This window comes from Hydrogenibacillus sp. N12, from assembly GCF_019645935.1.
Taxonomy (GTDB): Bacteria; Bacillota; Bacilli; order Thermicanales; family DSM-22653; genus Hydrogenibacillus; species Hydrogenibacillus schlegelii.
The window spans coordinates 1,727,306-1,744,153 of the sequence record NZ_CP080953.1 but is presented as its reverse complement, the minus strand read 5'-3'; the positions used below and the strand labels follow the sequence as shown (position 1 = coordinate 1,744,153).

18 protein-coding genes are annotated in these 16,848 nt (G+C 63.8%); 15 read left to right on the top strand and 3 right to left on the bottom strand.

Going from position 1 to position 16,848, the window contains the following annotated elements; genetic code table 11:
* Position 1: 1 nt before the first annotated feature.
* From hypB to deoA, 6 genes are all read left to right on the top strand, one after another.
* Positions 2-670 (top strand): hydrogenase nickel incorporation protein HypB, encoded by a 669-nt coding sequence (gene hypB, locus K2M58_RS08185; protein WP_252393423.1) that lies wholly within the window; start codon positions 2-4, stop codon positions 668-670.
* Positions 649-2,943, top strand: a complete 2,295-nt coding sequence (gene hypF, locus K2M58_RS08180; RefSeq protein ID WP_252393422.1) for a carbamoyltransferase HypF — start codon at positions 649-651, stop codon at positions 2,941-2,943. Before hypB ends, hypF begins: the two co-directional genes overlap by 22 nt.
* 37 nt (positions 2,944-2,980) lie before the next feature.
* Positions 2,981-3,229, top strand: coding sequence for a HypC/HybG/HupF family hydrogenase formation chaperone (locus tag K2M58_RS08175; protein WP_220677157.1), 249 nt, complete (start codon positions 2,981-2,983; stop codon positions 3,227-3,229).
* The gene (gene hypD / locus K2M58_RS08170; RefSeq protein WP_220677156.1) at positions 3,229-4,362 is read left to right on the top strand and encodes a hydrogenase formation protein HypD; all 1,134 of its coding nucleotides are present in this window, start codon (positions 3,229-3,231) and stop codon (positions 4,360-4,362) included. Before K2M58_RS08175 ends, hypD begins: the two co-directional genes overlap by 1 nt.
* 57 nt (positions 4,363-4,419) lie before the next feature.
* A complete protein-coding gene (hypE, locus tag K2M58_RS08165; protein WP_220677155.1) occupies positions 4,420-5,427 on the top strand; it encodes a hydrogenase expression/formation protein HypE in 1,008 nt (335 codons plus the stop codon).
* A 121-nt stretch (positions 5,428-5,548) separates the two neighbouring features.
* Positions 5,549-6,943: a pyrimidine-nucleoside phosphorylase gene (deoA, locus tag K2M58_RS08160; RefSeq protein ID WP_220677154.1), complete on the top strand. Its 1,395-nt coding sequence runs from the start codon at positions 5,549-5,551 to the stop codon at positions 6,941-6,943.
* Positions 6,944-7,048: 105 nt separating this feature from the next.
* Here the strand turns inward: deoA and K2M58_RS08155 are convergent, their stop codons facing one another.
* On the bottom strand, positions 7,049-7,489 hold the full coding sequence (locus K2M58_RS08155) for a hypothetical protein (RefSeq protein ID WP_220677153.1): 441 nt from the start codon (positions 7,487-7,489) through the stop codon (positions 7,049-7,051).
* A gap of 386 nt (positions 7,490-7,875) precedes the next feature.
* Here K2M58_RS08155 and K2M58_RS08150 point away from each other — a divergent pair, with 386 nt between their 5' ends.
* From K2M58_RS08150 to K2M58_RS08125, 6 genes are all read left to right on the top strand, one after another.
* Positions 7,876-8,274: a DsrE/DsrF/DrsH-like family protein gene (locus K2M58_RS08150; RefSeq protein WP_220677152.1), complete on the top strand. Its 399-nt coding sequence runs from the start codon at positions 7,876-7,878 to the stop codon at positions 8,272-8,274.
* A gap of 34 nt (positions 8,275-8,308) precedes the next feature.
* On the top strand, positions 8,309-8,542 hold the full coding sequence (locus K2M58_RS08145) for a sulfurtransferase TusA family protein (protein WP_220677151.1): 234 nt from the start codon (positions 8,309-8,311) through the stop codon (positions 8,540-8,542).
* A gap of 40 nt (positions 8,543-8,582) precedes the next feature.
* Positions 8,583-9,716 (top strand): NAD(P)/FAD-dependent oxidoreductase, encoded by a 1,134-nt coding sequence (locus K2M58_RS08140; protein ID WP_252393612.1) that lies wholly within the window; start codon positions 8,583-8,585, stop codon positions 9,714-9,716.
* A 27-nt stretch (positions 9,717-9,743) separates the two neighbouring features.
* On the top strand, positions 9,744-10,283 hold the full coding sequence (locus K2M58_RS08135; RefSeq protein ID WP_066197608.1) for a helical membrane plugin domain-containing protein: 540 nt from the start codon (positions 9,744-9,746) through the stop codon (positions 10,281-10,283).
* 564 nt (positions 10,284-10,847) lie between these two features.
* The gene (locus tag K2M58_RS08130) at positions 10,848-11,465 is read left to right on the top strand and encodes an energy-coupling factor ABC transporter permease (RefSeq protein ID WP_066197606.1); all 618 of its coding nucleotides are present in this window, start codon (positions 10,848-10,850) and stop codon (positions 11,463-11,465) included.
* A 157-nt stretch (positions 11,466-11,622) separates the two neighbouring features.
* Positions 11,623-11,922 carry a PDGLE domain-containing protein gene (locus K2M58_RS08125; protein WP_066197602.1) on the top strand — a complete coding sequence of 100 codons (300 nt, stop codon included), beginning with the start codon at positions 11,623-11,625 and terminating at the stop codon, positions 11,920-11,922.
* 181 nt (positions 11,923-12,103) lie between these two features.
* Here the strand turns inward: K2M58_RS08125 and istB are convergent, their stop codons facing one another.
* Both istB and istA read right to left on the bottom strand, forming a co-directional pair.
* Positions 12,104-12,889, bottom strand: coding sequence for an IS21-like element helper ATPase IstB (gene istB / locus K2M58_RS08120; protein WP_220676869.1), 786 nt, complete (start codon positions 12,887-12,889; stop codon positions 12,104-12,106).
* Positions 12,886-14,163, bottom strand: coding sequence for an IS21 family transposase (gene istA, locus K2M58_RS08115; RefSeq protein ID WP_252393391.1), 1,278 nt, complete (start codon positions 14,161-14,163; stop codon positions 12,886-12,888). Before istA ends, istB begins: the two co-directional genes overlap by 4 nt.
* An 83-nt stretch (positions 14,164-14,246) precedes the next feature.
* Here istA and K2M58_RS08110 point away from each other — a divergent pair, with 83 nt between their 5' ends.
* The 3 genes from K2M58_RS08110 to K2M58_RS08100 all read left to right on the top strand — a co-directional run bounded on the left by K2M58_RS08110 (position 14,247) and on the right by K2M58_RS08100 (position 16,743).
* Positions 14,247-14,948: an energy-coupling factor transporter transmembrane component T family protein gene (locus K2M58_RS08110; protein WP_354667534.1), complete on the top strand. Its 702-nt coding sequence runs from the start codon at positions 14,247-14,249 to the stop codon at positions 14,946-14,948.
* Between the two features lie 177 nt (positions 14,949-15,125).
* Positions 15,126-15,998 (top strand): energy-coupling factor ABC transporter ATP-binding protein, encoded by an 873-nt coding sequence (locus tag K2M58_RS08105; protein WP_066197597.1) that lies wholly within the window; start codon positions 15,126-15,128, stop codon positions 15,996-15,998.
* 181 nt (positions 15,999-16,179) lie between these two features.
* Positions 16,180-16,743 (top strand): DoxX family protein, encoded by a 564-nt coding sequence (locus K2M58_RS08100; RefSeq protein WP_066197592.1) that lies wholly within the window; start codon positions 16,180-16,182, stop codon positions 16,741-16,743.
* Positions 16,744-16,848 lie beyond the last annotated feature (105 nt).

The following is a 16,848-nucleotide window of genomic DNA, read 5'->3' as shown; positions in this document are numbered from 1 at the left end:
CGTGGCCGAAATCATCCTGTCGCAAGATGCGCTCGCGAGCAACAACCGCGCCGCCGCGCACAACCGTCGGCTGTTCGAACAGTACGGCGTGCTGGTGATCAATGTGATGAGTTCGCCCGGCGCCGGGAAGACGACGCTTCTGGAAAAAACGATCGAGGCGCTCGGCGATCGATACCGCATCGGCGTCATCCAGGGCGACCTGGCGACGCAGATCGACGCCGACCGCGTCCGCGCGCGGGGGGCCAGGGCCGCGCAGATCAATACGCACGGCGTCTGCCACCTCGAGGCGGCGATGGTGAACAAGGTCCTGCCGCAACTGGATCTGGCGGCGCTCGATCTCCTTTTCATTGAAAACGTCGGCAACCTGGTTTGCCCCTCGGGCTATGACCTCGGCGAGCACCACCGCATCACCGTGCTGAGCGTCCCGGAAGGGAACGACAAGATCCTCAAGTACCCGGTCATGTTTTTGCGGACGGAACTTGTCCTGCTGAACAAGATCGACGTCCTGCCGTATTTCGACTTTGACGTGGAACAGGCGATCGAAGATCTCCGGACGATCAATCCCAAGTCGCGTCTGATTCCCATTTCCGTCAAAGCAGAGACGAACCTGGACGAATGGTACCGGTGGATCGACGAGGTGTACGCGCGGTGGTCGAAGGCCGGCGCATAACCGTCCGCGGGCGCGTCCAGGGGGTCGGGTTCCGGCCGCACGTCGCGCGGCTTGCCCGGCGACTCGGCATCCGCGGCGGCGTGCAGAACACCATGGACGGGGTGCTGATTCGGGCGGAAGGAACAAAAGAATCCCTCGAGGCCTTCATCCGGGCCATTGTGGCGGAAGCGCCGAAGGCGGCGCGGATCGACGCCATGGAGGTGGCGCCGGATCGGCCGGAAGGGGCGCTCGATTTCCGGATTCTTCCGAGCCGCGCGGCGGGCCGCTCGACGTCCGTCATTCCCGTCGATACGGCGGTGTGCGAGGCGTGTCTGGCGGAGATGCGCGATCCTCACGACCGCCGCTACCGCTATCCGTTCATCACCTGCACCCAGTGCGGGCCGCGGTACACGGTGATCGAGGCCCTTCCGTACGATCGCGAGCAGACGGTGATGCGGGCTTTTTCGCTGTGCCCCGATTGCGCCCGCGAATACGGCGATGCAGAAGACCGCCGGTACCACGCGGAGACGATCGCCTGCCCGGCGTGCGGCCCCGCCGTCCGCCTGATCGACGCCGGAGGCCGGCCGATTCCGGGGGACCCGATCGCCCAGGCGAGCGCGCTCCTTCGGGCGGGGAAGATCGTCGCCGTCAAAGGCCTCGGCGGCTATCATCTGGCGTGCGACGCGACCCGGGAGGAGGCGGTCTTCGAACTTCGCCGGCGAAAAAGGCGGCCGCGGAAGCCGCTGGCCGTGATGGCCGCGTCCGTCGAGGCGGCGCGCGGCGCGGTCCGGCTTTCCCCCGAAGAAGAGGCGCTTCTTGCGTCGCCGGCGGCGCCGATCGTCGTCGCCGAGCGCCGGGACGGCGGGCCCCTTGCGCCGTCCGTCGCCCCGGGGCTCCGGACGGTCGGGGTGATGCTGCCGTATACGCCGCTTCATCATCTCCTCTTCGATGCGGGCGCGCCGGCGCTTTTGGTGATGACGAGCGCCAACCTTTCGGGCCTCCCGATTTTTTATCGTGATGAAGAGGCGCTGGAAGGATTGCGGGAGATCGCCGATGCCTTCCTCGTGTACGATCGGCCGATCACCCATCCGCTGGACGATTCGGTCGTCCGCCTGGTGGGCGGGGACATCGATTTTCTCCGCCGCTCCCGGGGATACGTCCCGGATCCGCTCCCGAGCCCGTTTGACGTGGACGGCGTCGTCGGCCTCGGCTCGCAGGAGAACAATGCCTTTGCCTTCGGTCGGGGGACCCAGCTCTTTGTCGGCCCGCACATCGGCGACATGGAGACGGTGGAGGTCGAGGAACGGTACATCCGCGAGTTTGAACATTTTCACCGCTGGCTGGGCGTGGACCTTAACATCATCGCCATGGACCGCCATCCGCTGTTTGCCACGCGCCGGATCGCCGAGCGGCTGAAAGCGGCTTTTCCGGACGTCGAAATCGTCGAAGTCCAGCACCATCATGCGCATATGGCGGCCTGCATGGGGGAAAACGGCCTTGAGGGCCCGGCCTTCGGCATCATCCTCGACGGAACGGGCTACGGCACGGACGGCGCCATCTGGGGCTTTGAGGTGCTGTACGGGTCGTACGACGGTTTCCGGCGCGTGGCCCATCTGCGCTATACCCCGCTCCCGGGCGGCGACAAGGCGGTGCGGGAGCCGTGGCGGAACGCCCTGGGGATGCTCGTCCGCCTTTTCGGCCGGGAGGAGGCACTGAGGCTGCTGGAAGCGCGCTTTCCGGAGCGGCGGACGGCGCTTCCGATCCTCGCTTCCCTGGTCGAGCGCCGGGAGCTCGTGGCCGAGGCCGGAACGTGCGGGCGGCTGTTCGATGCGGCAAGCGCCCTTCTCGGTCTCGCGGAAGTCGCCGGGTATGACGGCGAACCGGCGATTTTGCTCTCCGAGCGGGTGGACGCCGACGCCGAATACGCCCCGTATGCGTTCGCGATCGAAGAAGGTGATCCGATGGTCATCGATATGACGCCCATGCTTCGCGCGCTGCTTCACGAGTACGGCGAAGGGCGGCCGATAGAGGCGATCGCCGGCCGGTTCCACGCCACGATCGTCGCGAGCCTGGTGGAGGTGATCCGGCGGGCCCGGATGCGGCATCCGGCGTGGTCTCGGGACGTCGTGCTCTCCGGCGGGAGTTTCCACAACCCGTATTTGCGCGTCCATCTGCGCCGGGCGCTTCGCGCCCTCGGGATGAACGTCTACACCCACCGCCTGTTGCCGCCGGGCGACGGCGGCCTTGCGGCGGGGCAGATCTGGGTGGCCGCCCGGACCAAAAGGGCGCGATGAGGGCATGCGCAAGGTCAGAACAAGGAGGGAGAACGCCATGTGCGTCGGCGTACCGGGTAAAGTGATCGAGCGGGACGAATACACGGCGATCGTCGAAGTGATGGGGTCGCGCATGAAGGTCGGCATCATTCTCGTGCCCGACGTTCAGGTCGGCGACTATGTTCTCGTCCACGCGGGAAAAGCGCTTCAGATCGTCGATGAGGAATATGCCCGGGCGAGCGCGGAAGCGTGGGCGCTGATCGGCGAACTCCGCGAACAAGGCGTCCTTGAGGAGAGTGACCGCTGATGGACACGGCGGTGCGCTCGCCGCTTGCGGCGGCGCTGGCCCAAACGAAGGACCCGGTCCTCGCGCGGAGGCTCCTCGATCGGGTCAAGGACCTGGCCGAACGCTTCATCGCCCGGCACGGCCGGCCGGCGGCGATCATGGAGGTATGCGGATCGCATACCCACGCGCTGGCGGAAACCGGCGTCAAAGACGCCCTCCGCGGGGCGGTCCGGATGATTTCCGGACCGGGTTGTCCGGTGTGCGTCACCGATCAGGCGGAGATCGACGCGATGATCGCCCTGGCCGAAGGACAGGGCCGCATCATCGCCACGTTCGGCGATATGCTGCGGGTTCCCGGGTCCAGAGGATCGCTCATGAAGGCGAAAGTGGAAAAAGGGGCGGACGTCCGCGTCGTGTACTCGCCTTCGGATGCCGTGCGGATCGCCGCCGAACATCCGGACCGAGAGGTCATTTTTTTGGGCGTCGGGTTCGAGACGACGATTCCCATCCTCGCCGCCGCCGTCGCCGAAGCCGAGGCGCTCGGACTTCGCAATTTTTCCCTGTGGATGTCGACGAACCTCGTCGAGCCGGTGATGCGCCATCTCCTGGAAAGCGGAGAAGTCCGCATCGACGGGTTTTTGCTCCCGGGGCACGTCGCGACGGTGATCGGACGGCAGGGCTTTTTGTTTCTCGCCGAGGAATACCGAAAGCCCGGCGTCATCGCCGGCTTTGAAGTGAACGAGCTTTTGAGTTCGCTCTACCTGCTTCTCGAGTTGCTCCTCGCCGGCCGCGCCGAGGTCCTGAACAATTACCCGAGCGTCGTCCGCGAGGACGGCAATCCGGCGGCGCGCCGCTTGATGGAACGCTATTTTGTCCCCGTCGACCAGCCGTGGCGGGAGATGGGGATTATCCCTCAAAGCGGAATGGACTTTCGGGAAGCATATGCCCGGTTTGACGCCAAGCGGAAGTTTCCCGTCCAGGTGGGCAAGCCGAAGCCGACGGCCTGTCGCTGCGGGGAGGTCATTCGAGGGCTCATCGAGCCGGATGCGTGTCCCCTTTTTGGCCGCGCATGCACGCCCGAACACGCCATCGGGCCCTGCATGGTCTCTTCGGAAGGCGCCTGCGCGGCGCATTACAAATACTTGCGCGCCTGATTGCCGTTCGCGCGGCCGGTACCGAAAGGCCGAAGGCGCATGAAAGGCGGTGGGTCGATGACGAGACAACAGGTGAGCCTCGAGCACGGCGAAGGCGGGGAACTCAGCCATAAGCTCCTTTGGGAGGTGTTCGTCTCTCGCTTCGGCCATGCCGAGGAGAGCAAGTGGGACGCGGCCCGCCTGGCGGTGTCGGAAGGCCGGATCGCGCTCACGACCGATACGTTTACGCTGCAGCCGCTTTTTGTGAACGGCTGCAACATCGGGAAGCTCGCCGTCGCCGGCACGGTGAACGATCTTACGGTGAGCGGCGCCGTCCCCCGATATCTGACGGCGGGGTTTGTGATCGAGGAAGGGTTTCCCGTCCGGGATCTGGTGGCGATCGTCGACGCCATGGCGGCCGAGGCTCAAAAAAGCGGCGTGCGCATCGTCGCCGGCGACACGAAGATCATAAAGCGCGGCACGATCGGCGGCGTGATCATCAATACGGCGGGCGTCGGGGTGATTCCCTCGGAGTTCGACCTTCATCCGGAAGCGATGCGGGAAGGGGACGCCGTCATCGTCAGCGGCCCGATCGGGGACCATGCGGTGGCGGTGCTCGCGGCGCGGGGAGAGCTCGGCGTGATGACGGATCTGCCGAGCGATTGTACGTCGCTTTATCCGATGATCCGCCGGGTGCGGGAGACGGGAGCGTCGATTCGCTTCATGCGCGATCCGACGCGCGGCGGTCTTGCCACCGCGCTGGTCGAGATCGCCGAGGATTTCGGCGCGGTGATCGAGATCGAGCAGGAAGCGGTCCCCATCCGCCCGGAAGTGGAAGGGGTGTGTGATCTTCTCGGGTATGATCCGCTCTACTTCGCCAGCGAAGGGAGGGCCGTCCTGATCGTCGCCGAGGCCGACGCGCCGCGCGTGCTTCAAGCCTTGCGGGAGACCGAGGAAGGAAAAGAAGCGGCGGTGATCGGCCGCGTCCTCGGCCGGGGCGAGGGCAAGGTCCTGCTGAAGAGCGCCCTCGGCTCGCGGCGCCGCGTGTTGAGACTGCAGGGGATGCAGCTTCCGCGGATCTGTTAGCCGGAGATCCGGGGCCGGGGATTTCGGCGGGTTTCTGCCGGGCGCTCCGGCGGGCGCCTTCCCTCGGCGGGCGCCTTCCCTCGGTGGGCGCCTTCCCGAGCGGCGTGAAAGGGGAATGTGAATGCATGCCGTAGACGTGGTCCGGAAAAAAGAGCGCGGCGAGACGCTTCAGGTGCACGAGATCCGCCGGATGGTCGAAGGGCTTGTGGACGGCACTCTGCCGGAGGCGGAGACGCGGGCGCTGATCCGGGCCGTATCCAGGCGCGGACTCAGCGAAGACGAAACGCTGGCCCTGGCGCGGGCCATCGCCGAGACGGGGGACACCTTGGATCTGTCTTCCGACCTGTCTTCCGTCCCCGGGGTGAAGGTGGGCAAGATCACGACGGGGGGCGTCGGGGACAAAACGTCTTTGGTGGCGCTTCCGGCGGTGGCCGCGCTGGGCCTGCCGGTCGCCCACGTGTCTGCCCGCGGGCTCGGGCCGCATGCCGGGTCGGTCGACAAGCTCGCGGCGGTCCCCGGCTTTCGGAGCGCCATCGGCCGGGAAGCGTTCCTCAAGCAGGTGCAGGACATCGGCCTTGCCGTGATGGAAAAGCCGGCGTCGATGGCGCCGGCCGCCGACCGCCTGCTCGCGGTCGTCTACGACGCTTTCCTGGAGGAAATCGGTCGGGCGTATGGCGCGGAGGGAACGGACGGTGCCGGGCGCAAACCGGATGCCGCTCAAGAGGGGAGCGCGCTCCTTCCGCCGGCGCTGGGCGTGGCCGTTTTCATGGGGCGCCTGCTCGCCGCTGGTTACGAGGCACTCCTTGTGGACGTCAAGGTCGGCGCGGGGGCGCTCTTCCGTTCGGAAAAAGACGCCCGGGCGTTTGCCGAGCTTTGGGTCCGCCTAAGCCGGCGGCTGGGGAAAAAGGGCGCGGCCGTGATCGTCAATATGAACCAGCCCCACGGCCAGGAGGTCGGCACTGCGAATGAAGTGCGCGAAGCCGTGGAGGTCCTGATGGGCCGCGGCCCGGACGACGTCCTGGGGTTGAGCATGCGCCTGGGGGGCGAGATGCTTCTGCTTTCGGAAACGGCAAAGACCATTGAGGAAGCGGTCAACCGGGTCTATGAGGCGATCCGCTCCGGCGCGGCCCTGCTCAAATTCAAAGAGTGGGTGGAGCGTCAGGGGGCGGACGCGGCGTTTATCGATGAGCCGGCCCTCCTTCCTCAGCCGGAATATGAGGCCGTCATCGGCGCGCAGGCGGAAGGGGTGCTTCTTCCGGTCGATGCCGGCTTGGTCGGCGCGGCGCTCCTGCTCGCCGGCGGCGGTCGGCGCCGGTTGGATGCGCCGCTCGATCTCGCCTGCGGGGCGACCCTTTACTTCAAAGAAAGCGAAAAGGTCTCCCGCGGCGAGGCGCTCGCGCGCCTCGTCGCCGGCCGCGACATCCCCGACGAAGCGGCGGAGATGCTCGCTTCGGCTTTTCGGATGACGGATCAAAACATCATGTACAGCCATACGGTCATCGATGTGGTCAAATGAGCGAATGAGACGACGAAGCGTCCAATGGCCCGATGCAGCGGCATCGGGCCTTTTTTGCCGGGCGGGGCCGTCGGTTCCGAACGCGACCGTCGGCGATGAGGCAGGTTACGGCTTTTCGATGCGAAAGGCCAGACGAAGCGCCTGCGCTTCGTCCATCCCACGAAAAGCGACACCGTAGGCGATCCGCTCGACGGCGTCGATGATGGCCAGCGCTTGGATCTCGGTGAGGCCGCGCAGCTTTTCGATAAGGGCGGCGCCGTCGACGCGGTACACCTCATCCAGCCGACGCTCCAGGATGGCCCCGCGGATGTTGGCCGCAAGCAGCGCGGCCGCATGGACAAGAGGCACTTCCGATGACACGCCTTTGTACGCTTCGTAAATGAGGCGGGCCTCAGGCTCCGTCAGGCCGACCTCGTCTAGGGCGCGCTGGTAAAGCTTGTACAATCGGCCGAGGTCGCGGCTTACGACGAGATGGCCGGGCCCGCGTTCTTCGACCTGGCGCAAGATCGCGGGCGTCAACCGGACGCCGGGCGCTTCGCGGGACACAGGATCACTCCTTTACGCTCACCGGAGACGGTCGAGACGATCAGCTTCGCTCGAACATCCCTGCCGACGAAGATCTTCATTCGATCCGATTCTCACAGGCAAGGATGGTCATAAGTCGATCATATGCGGGCAAACGGCGGGCGTCAAGCAAAAGCTACGCGAATCTGGGGCATTCACAAAACGCTCACGGCGCATTCACAGGAAGATCATACCTTTGTATCAACATTGTGGAATACATCACTAGATCCTTGTCGCCCCATGATTGTGGCTTTATGATAAGGGCGTAACTACCTTACCCGGGAAGGTAGTAACCTGCGGTTTCGGATTTGCCGTCTGCACCGCGGGATCCGTCGCTGCCGAAGCGCTCGCGAAAGGAGGAAAAGCCCATGACGGAAAACGCGCAAAAGCTCTCGATCGTGCTCGCGTCAGAGGAGCTGGAGAAAGTGCATGCCGCGTCGCTCATCGCCTCGGTCGCGGCGATGTCGGGGATGGAGGTTCACCTGTTCGTGACGATGAACGGGCTCGTCCCGTTCCTCAAATCGACACAGGCGGAAGGGCGCTTCCGCACCGGGGTCGTCGGCGAAGCGCTGCGGGCAAAAGCGCAGCCGTTTACGGAGCTGATCGCGAACGGAAAGGAACTGGGGACGCTGAAGGTTTACGCTTGTGCCCTGGCGATGGACGCGATGAACTGGTCGAAGGCGGACCTGATCGACGTGTTCGATGACGTGATCGGCGTGAGCGCCTTTTTCAACATCGCCGCCGGCGGCGCGATCGTCACGATGTAATCGGCCGAGATCCATGATTCGGGAGGGATGGAAGATGGCGCAAGCGACGAAGACCATCGATGCTCGGGGATCGTTTTGCCCGGGACCGCTCATGGAGTTGATCAAAGCGACGCGCGCGGCGGAGGTCGGCGACGTGCTCGAAGTGCTTTCCAACGATGCCGGGTCGGCCAAGGACATCCCCGAATGGGCGAAGAAGATGGGCCATACGGTGCTGTACGTCGAGGAAGCCGACGGATACTGGAAGATCGCGATCAAAAAAGAGCGCTGAGGAAGTGCCCGATTGACGATCAGAGAGGGTGGCCGTGACCATGCGCATTGTCGTGCTCGGCGGCGGGACGGCCGGAACGACGGTGGCCAACCGTCTGGCGCGGGCGCTTCGCCCGGAAATTCGCCGCGGCACCGTCGAAGTGACGGTCGTCACCGATCGCGATCGACACTGGTATCAGCCCGGGTACTTGTTCGTCGTGTTCAACGAGCGGCCCCTTGAAGATTTCGTCCGTCCCGAGCGGGCGCTCCTTCTTCCGGACGTCGGCATGGTGGTGGATGAGATCACGCGCATCGATCTAGAGCGCAAACAACTGATCTCGCCGCAACGGCACTATCCGTATGACGTGCTCGTCATCGCCACCGGTTCCTATCCCGACTTTCAGAGCGTCCCCGGGTTGGCCGAGGTCACCTACGATTTTTATACGCCCGAAGGGGCCGAGCGGCTGCGCGATCGCTTGACGACGTGGACGGGCGGGCGCATCATGATCGTGCAGGACGTTCCGCATAAATGTCCGGCCGCTCCGGTCGAAGTGACGCTCATGTTGGACGATTATTTTCGCCGTCGCCGACTGCGCGATCGGGTGGAGATCGTTTACACGTATCCGATCGGCCGGGTGCACGCCGCAGAACCGATTGCCGATTGGGCGAAACAACAGTTCGATGCCCGCGGCATCCGATACGAAACGTTTTTCAACATGGAAGCGGTCGATCCGAAGCGGCAGGTCGTCTTGACCATGGACGGAAGCGAGCATCCTTTTGATCTTTTGATCTCGATCCCGGCGCACAAAGGCGCCGGGGTGATCCTAAACTCCGGCATCGGCGATGAGTCGGGCTTCATTCCGACCGACCGCCATACGCTCAAGATGATCGGCCAGGATGACGTCTATGTGCTCGGCGATGCGACGAACCTTCCGATCAGCAAGGCGGGGTCGACGGCCCACTATCAGGCGGAGGTGCTGGTGAAAAACCTCGTCGATCGCGTGCGCGGCCTTCCGGAGACGCACCTTTACAACGGAAAGGTGGCTTGCTTTTTGGAAAACAGTTTGGGGGACGCGAGTTTCATCACGTTCGACTACGACCGCCCACCCAGGCCGGCCGCGACGTCCCAGCTCCTCCACTGGTTCAAGGGGATGTACAACGACCTGTACTGGCTGACGGCCCGCGGTCTGATGTAGGGGGGAGAGATGTAGGGGGGAGAGGCGATGGAAGTCGAATGGACGAAGAAAGACGTCGAATGGACGGAGAAGGCAGTCGGCGCGCTCGAAAAGCTGGACGACTGGCTGACGGAAGAACGCCTCGCGCGGCTTGAGGCGCTCTTACGGCGGAGCGAGGAAGCGGCGCCGCTTCTCGATCGACTTCAGGCGATGCACGAGCGGGGCACACTCGATGCGCTCTTCGAGATTGCGGAATTTGTCGCCGTTGCCAAGTCGTCGATGACGCAACCGATGATCCAGGACGTGACGGGGCTTTTCGTGCGGGCGGCGATGGCGCTCGACGATGCGGTCTCGGCCGGCCTCATCGACGACCTCAAGGCGCTGGGCGAGGCGTACCGGACGGTCAAGTTGGGCAAAGAAACGCCTCCGGAGCCGAAGTCGACGCTCGCGCTGCTTCGGGCGCTTTCCGATCCCGAAGTCCGGTCGGCGCTCGGTTTTGGGCTCGCGCTTTTTAAGCACTGGGCGCGCGTGAGGCGCGAGCGGTCAGACGCCCAGGACCGAACAGGCGTACATGAGGCGGGCGTGTGAAGCGGATGATGCGGATCGACACAGATCCTGGCACAACGGCTCATGTCCTATTAAGGCGTCAATGAAATTGACGTATCGTCCGTCATTCCGTCTTGCCGTTTTGCCGAGGACGCCGTCTCGTCAATGGAACGCTCCTGCTTTTCATGGGCTTTCTTCCGTCTTCGCAGGCCCGCCTGGGCAGGGCCAGTGCATCAAGGGAAAAGGCATTGCCCTCGCTGCGCGGCTCCATATCAAGAAGTGTGATCAGCGGATCGCGGCCGGCGCTTTTGCCCGACGCTCGGTGAGGTCTGCTTCGTTTTTGCGAAGCGGCCGGCGGGGAAGACGGTGGCCGGCGCGTCAGACCGAGCGCGTGTCCATAGACGGTTTCATAGGCGGTCAGAGCCTCCTTGGGATGGGGTGTGGTGTTGGGGACGATCCCATGAGCGCTCTGACCGCCTTTTTCCTGCTTGAGCAACCACACTTTTTAGCTTAGAGCTTAGAGCCTCGCTGCGCTTGACAAGGTCTTCGTGATACGGTATAGTGAAAACAATCCCGAGTCATGACACGTTTTATGGAGGTTGTGCTATGCATGTGCCGGACGGGCTTTTAAGCCCGCCTGTCGTGATCGGAACGAACGCCGTGAGTCTGGCGGTGCTCGCTCAAAGCGTGCGCGCGGTCAGACGGGACCTCGAACCGGAAAAACTCCCGGCCATGGGCGCCGCCGCCGCGTTTTTGTTTGCGGCTCAGATGGTCAATTTCCCGCTGCTCGGAGCGGCCACCTCGGGGCATCTCATCGGCGGCGCCTTTGCGGCGATCTTGTTTGGTTTTTATCCGGCAACGCTGATCATGGCCGTCATTCTCTTCCTGCAGGCGATTCTTTTTCAGGACGGCGGGATCACGGCGCTTGGACTGAACATCCTGGCGATGGGCATCGTCGCACCGCTGGTCGGGCGGGCCGTCTACGGCGGTCTGTCGCGTCTGCCGGATGCCGTGAGGGCCTTTGTCGCGTCCTGGCTGAGCGTGGAGGCGGGAGCCTTCATCATCGCCCTGATGCTCGGGCTGTCCGGTGTCGTTCCGTATGGGCCGGCCATCGCGACGCTCCTTTTCTGGCATGCCTGGATCGGGATCGGGGAAGGGTTGATCACGGCGGTCATCTTGCCGTTTGCGCGCCGGTCCGCGTACCGGCTGGTCGATGAAGCCTAGCGAACGGCGCTTCGGACGTGGCGCCATGAAGCTCGCATCGGATGCATCGGATGAAGCGAGGGGCGTGTCGGGCCCTTGGGCTGAAGTAACGCGAAGCGTGCTGAGGTGGGAAGCGCCCCTCGGATGAAGGAATGACGGCGGGGAAGGACGATGAAAGGTGAAGCGCATCGCCGTGTGGCTGTTCATCGCGCTTATCGTCGGCGGAGGCTTATCTCTCTGGGCTTCGACGGATCCGGACGGGTTCGAACGGGCGGGCGAGGATCTCGGATATCTGGAACAGGAACGCGTGTGGTATCATGCGCCGTTTGCCGATTATCACGTGCCGGGTCTTCCCGCGTGGCTTTCGCAAAGCCTTGCGGGGATCGTCGGAGTGCTTCTGGCGTTCGCGCTGTTTTGGCTTATCGGCCGGTGGTTGGCGTCGCGGCCGACAAGGCCGGGCGGTTCGTTTCGCCGGTAGATAAAGCGATGACGGACTGGCGCAAAAGAGAGGGGTGTCCGTTCGCCGGTGCGACTTCGTCATCCGCCGCTGTGTCAATAGCGGATTAAAACTCCCCAAAAAAATCGCGTTCGATTCCCCACAAACAGCGGATTCAGTTCCCCAAAATCATCGCGCATCATTCCCCAGACGTATGTTCGATCTACGCGGTCACCTCCTCCTTCAGCGCATGGGTCACCCCGGCGCGCAGCTTGTCCTTCATCCGGTAGCTGTTGCCGCGGATGTTGATGGTGGTGGCGTGGTGCAGGAGCCGGTCGAGCAAGGCAGAGGCCAGCACCTGGTCACCGAAGAGTGTCCCCCAGTTGGTGAAGCTGGTGTTGGACGTGATGATCAGGGAGCCATGCTCGTAGCGCTCCGACACGAGCCGGAAGAAGTTCGCGGCGTCCAAGGCGTCAAGCGGCAAGTAGCCGACTTCGTCGCAGATCAGCAGCTTCGGCTGGGTGTAGATGCGCAGGCGCTTGTCCAGCCGTCCCTCTTGGTACGCCCGTCGCAAGTCAGCGACCAGCTTCTGCATGGTCACGAAGTAGACGCTCATGCGCTGTCGAATCGCCTCCATCCCCAGGGCCACCGCAAGGTGGGTCTTGCCCACCCCCGGCGGTCCCAGGAAGATGACGTTGCTGCCCTCCCGGATGAACGTCAAGCCGGCCAGTTCGCGTATTTGTCGCTCATCGACGGACGGCTGGAACGAGAAATCGAAATCTGCAAGGGTCTTGTGATACGGGAAGTTGGCCATGCGGAGTCTGGCGTGCATGTAACGGCTGTATCGCTCCTCCTGCTCAGCATCCAGCAGTCTGTGCAGGAACTCCGCATAGGTCGCCTGGTGCCCCGCTGCCCACTCCACGCACGCCGGCAGCACCGCCGCGGCGCGCTTCAATCCCAGCTCCAGCAGCTGCTCCTCGGCCTTGGCCAAAACCAACGCCTCACTCATTGCCCCTGACCTCCCATCGCGATCTGCTCATAGACGGACAGCTCCCGCTGCTCCACGTCCGGCCCGATTTGCAACCCTGGCACCTTGCCTCGATCCGGATGAGGCGTCCCAGCCGGGATGCCCTTGAAGTGCTCAGGGTCGGTTGAGACCTGGTGCCTGCCTGTGAGCACGCGGTGTTCGGCAATGACCTGCCCGCCGTACTCGATCTGCAGGCGGCCTGACTCAAACTCCCGGACCAGCACGGTGTGCCCCACATACCGCCATGGAACGGTGTACATGTTCGTGTTCCAGGAGATGCGACAATCGCTCATGACCTTGCGCATATCGGCGTACGCCAGCGTGTACCGGCTCTTAGGCAGGGGCTTAAGCGTCTCGGCCTGAAACCGCACCACCGGCTGCTCCCGCGTCGTGCCGTGGATGCGCACATTAGCCACCGTATCCCGCCAGATGGCACCTTGCCGGTTCAGGTCGTCATGGTCCACGAACGAAACCGGCCAGAAGCTGGACCGGATATACCCGATGGGCCGTTCAATCTTCCCTTTGGTGCGACTTCGGTAGGGCTTACAGGCCTTGGGCACGAATCCGTAGTACTTGGCGAAGTCCATGTACGCCGGCTGCCAGTCGACGTGTCCATGACCGTCGTTGGCCACGACCAGCGGGGAGCAGTTGTCGCTGAGCATGACCTTTGGAACCCCGCCGAAGAACTCCAGCGCGTTCCGGAGCGCCTGGAGGATATGCCGTTGGTCCGCCGCTCTGATAAACTCCAGGTAGAGCATGCGGGAGTAGGCGAGGACCATGGCAAAGCACCATACCTTGCGCCGATGGCCCTGCGGATCCAGGTAGGGGAATGCGCCCAGGTCGATTTGCGCTTGTTCCCCCGGAGCCGTCTCAAACCGCACGGTTGCCTTGGCAGAGACAACCGGGCGGAGAGGGTGCATGAACTCGCGCAGTACGGTAATTCCGCCGGTATATCCCTGCTCCCGGATCTCGCGAAAGATTCGCTCCGCATTGAGGACGCCGATACGCATGCGCTGCTCCACATAGGCCTTGTACGGCTCCAGCTTGTGGCCTTTCACCCTACGGCTGCGCGACTTCACCCTCCCCTCCTCCTGCTGCCTCGGCTCACTCACAGCCTTGCGGATGGTTTTGCGGTCATGGCCGTATCTTCTGGCCAGTTCCGAGATGCTGACGCCCTCCTCATACAGCTTCCTGATCTCCATCTTCTCACTCTCCCTCATCACCGGCACCTCCCCAAAAGTGATGGCAGGTGCCATAGTTCGACACAGGGGTGGGGAATTCATCCCGATGATTTTGAGGAAATCATGCCGGTGATTTTGGGGAATCTTTATCCGCTGCTATTGGGGATTTTACATCCGATGTTGACACGCTGAAAGCGGCCTTTTTCTTTGTTTCGGCGTTTTTGGGGGCGTTGCTCGGGCGGCTTGAGTCGATCTTGGTGTCGGACGTGTACGGCCTCATCCTTCTGGCCGCGGCGGCGGTACCGCCGGCGCACGTGTGGCAGCGCCTGCGGTATGCGCTGTGGATCGTGCTTTTGATGTTTCTCTTTTTTCCGCTGATCGCTCCCACGCCAGGCGCGGGGCTCGTCCAGGCGGCGCGGTACGGCGGGCGGCTTCTGTTCATCGGCTTTATGCTGGCCTTCCTGTTTCACGAGCTCCCCCTCGACCATTTTTTTCGGGCGCTTCAGGCGCTGCGCGTGCCCAGCGTGATCGTCTGGCTCCTCCGTTTTACCGTCCGCTTCGGGGAACTGGCCAAAATCGAGGCTGCCCGCATGCGCATGGCCTTGCGCGCCCGCGGATATCGCGAACGGTCGTTCTTTTCGCTTTCCGCGTACCGCGCGCTGTCGCGCCTTTTGGGCGCGCTTTTGCTCCGGACGCTGGCGCGAAGCGAGCGGGTGACCGTTGCCCTCCGCGCGCGCGGTTTTACGGGCGACGAACGGTTGCCGCCTTTTCCGCCCGGTCCGCCGGGGGAGCGGTGGATCGCGGCACTTTGGCTTTTGCCCTTGCTCTTGCTCCTGGGGTGGGAGGGGCTCGTCCGTTGACGCGCTTGGGGGCGTTTGTTCGGTGGTGACCTTGGAGGCGCATCGCGGCCGGATTGATATCATGAGCACTTGGGCGGTTTTTAGAAACAGCTCGTCCACGGCGGGCTCCGGCAGGTGTCCGTCCGTCGTCGGTCCGGGGCGCGTGCCGGCGATTCAGAGACGTGAAGGAGGCAGGCGATGTCCACACCGCTCTTTCAGCTGGACGGCGTTTGTTACCGGTACCGGCAGGGGGCGCCGTATGCGGTGGAGGCGCTCACGCTGACGATCGAGGCGGGGCAGCGGACGGCGATCGTCGGTGCCAACGGCTCGGGCAAATCGACGACGCTCATGTTGATGAAAGGGCTGTTTCGCCCGGAGTGCGGGAAGGTACGCTACCGCGGTCGGCCCGTCTACGAACGGTCCAAAGCGGACCGACGTGCGCCCGTTCTCCCTGAGGTCGGGATTGCGTTCCAGGAGCCTGATGATCAGCTCATCTCGCTTACGGTGTGGGAAGACGTGCTCTTTACGCCGCTTCAGCTCGGCCTTCCGCTCGAAGAGGCGGAAGAGCGAGCGCGCTGGGCCCTTTCGACGCTGTCCATTTCCCACCTGGCCGATCGGCCGCCGCATGCGTTAAGTTACGGGCAGAAGAAGCTCGTCGCCATCGCGGGGGTGCTCGCCGCCCGGCCAGAGACGATCCTGTTTGATGAGCCGACGGCTTTTCTCGATCCGGCCGGGAGGCGACGCATCCATGCGGTGCTTGAGACGCTCGGCGAACAGGGCGTCCAGCTCATCGTTGCCACCCACGACATGCAGTTCGTTGCCGACTGGGCCGACCGCGTTGTCGTGCTCAAGGAGGGCCGATTGCTCGGGCATTGGACCCCGGAGGCGTTTTTTGCCGACGGGGAAAAAGTCGAAGCGGCCTCCCTCGAGCGGCCGCCGGTGGCCGAGCTCATCGCTGATCTCTACGACGGCGATTCCGGGTCGCTTCCGATTCGCACCGACGCGGCCCGGGAATGGCTGCGCGCAAAGCTTTCCGCGTCCAAACGCACGTCGATCGAACCGTCCTGGTGAGCCGGCGATGGTTGGGGGAAGCGGCGGCTTCTTTGGGCCGCGATGTCAGGGGGAAGGTGCCTCTTCGCAGTCCGCTCCTTTCCTTGTTGACAGCTTTGTGAAACATTTCACTTTCCGCTTGTGATGCCGTCTCCGGCGCTGTTATACTGGAGATGGAAAAAGACGAAAGGAGGGAAAGAAGATGGGATTTGACGAACGCTGGACGCGGGGCGTGGCGGCGGCGCAACCGGTCGCTCCCGTCGTCCTCTGGCTTCGGGAGAATTTTTACGCGTCCCTGGGGCTTTTCGTCATCCGGCTCTATCTGGGATGGACGTGGTTGATGGCAGGGGTGCATAAGCTGAGCGGCTTTGATGCGTCGGGCTACCTCAAGGGCGCTCTGGCGAAGGCCACCGGCGACCACCCCGACGTCCAGTGGTGGTGGGCCCGTTTTCTCGAGGGTTTCGCCATCCCCAATGTCGGGCTCTTCAATTTCCTTGTGCCGTGGGGGGAGGTGCTCGTCGGCATCGGACTGCTTCTTGGGTGTTTTACGACGGCAGCGGTCTTTTTTGGAGCGGTGATGAACTTCTCCTTCATGTTCAGTGGCACGGTGAGCACCAACCCGCAGATGATCCTGCTCAGCATCTTCCTCCTCATCGCCGGCGCCAACGCGGGACGCATCGGCCTCGACCGTTGGATCGTGCCGTACATCCGGGACGCCTGGGCGAAAGCGCGACGGAGCGGAAAAAGCGTTCCGGTCGGCAATTAAAGCGCTTTCGGGCGGGAGGCACGTTGGCCGGGACCGCGAATTGCCGGCTTGCCGGATGCCGCATCGGACGACCGCCGGGGTGAACGGCCGCCGGCGGTCGTCCGC

Coding starts and splice junctions, on each gene's coding strand:
- istB (WP_220676869.1), bottom strand. CDS start 12,889: ATGAGTGAGGCGTTGGTTTTGGCCAAGGCCGAGGAGCAGCTGCTGGAG.
- istA (WP_252393391.1), bottom strand. CDS start 14,163: ATGGCACCTGCCATCACTTTTGGGGAGGTGCCGGTGATGAGGGAGAGT.
- deoA (WP_220677154.1), top strand. CDS start 5,549: ATGCATGCCGTAGACGTGGTCCGGAAAAAAGAGCGCGGCGAGACGCTT.
- hypD (WP_220677156.1), top strand. CDS start 3,229: ATGGACACGGCGGTGCGCTCGCCGCTTGCGGCGGCGCTGGCCCAAACG.
- K2M58_RS08130 (WP_066197606.1), top strand. CDS start 10,848: ATGCATGTGCCGGACGGGCTTTTAAGCCCGCCTGTCGTGATCGGAACG.
- K2M58_RS08150 (WP_220677152.1), top strand. CDS start 7,876: ATGACGGAAAACGCGCAAAAGCTCTCGATCGTGCTCGCGTCAGAGGAG.
- K2M58_RS08145 (WP_220677151.1), top strand. CDS start 8,309: ATGGCGCAAGCGACGAAGACCATCGATGCTCGGGGATCGTTTTGCCCG.
- K2M58_RS08140 (WP_252393612.1), top strand. CDS start 8,583: ATGCGCATTGTCGTGCTCGGCGGCGGGACGGCCGGAACGACGGTGGCC.
- K2M58_RS08175 (WP_220677157.1), top strand. CDS start 2,981: ATGTGCGTCGGCGTACCGGGTAAAGTGATCGAGCGGGACGAATACACG.
- hypE (WP_220677155.1), top strand. CDS start 4,420: ATGACGAGACAACAGGTGAGCCTCGAGCACGGCGAAGGCGGGGAACTC.
- K2M58_RS08105 (WP_066197597.1), top strand. CDS start 15,126: ATGTCCACACCGCTCTTTCAGCTGGACGGCGTTTGTTACCGGTACCGG.
- K2M58_RS08100 (WP_066197592.1), top strand. CDS start 16,180: ATGGGATTTGACGAACGCTGGACGCGGGGCGTGGCGGCGGCGCAACCG.
- K2M58_RS08135 (WP_066197608.1), top strand. CDS start 9,744: ATGGAAGTCGAATGGACGAAGAAAGACGTCGAATGGACGGAGAAGGCA.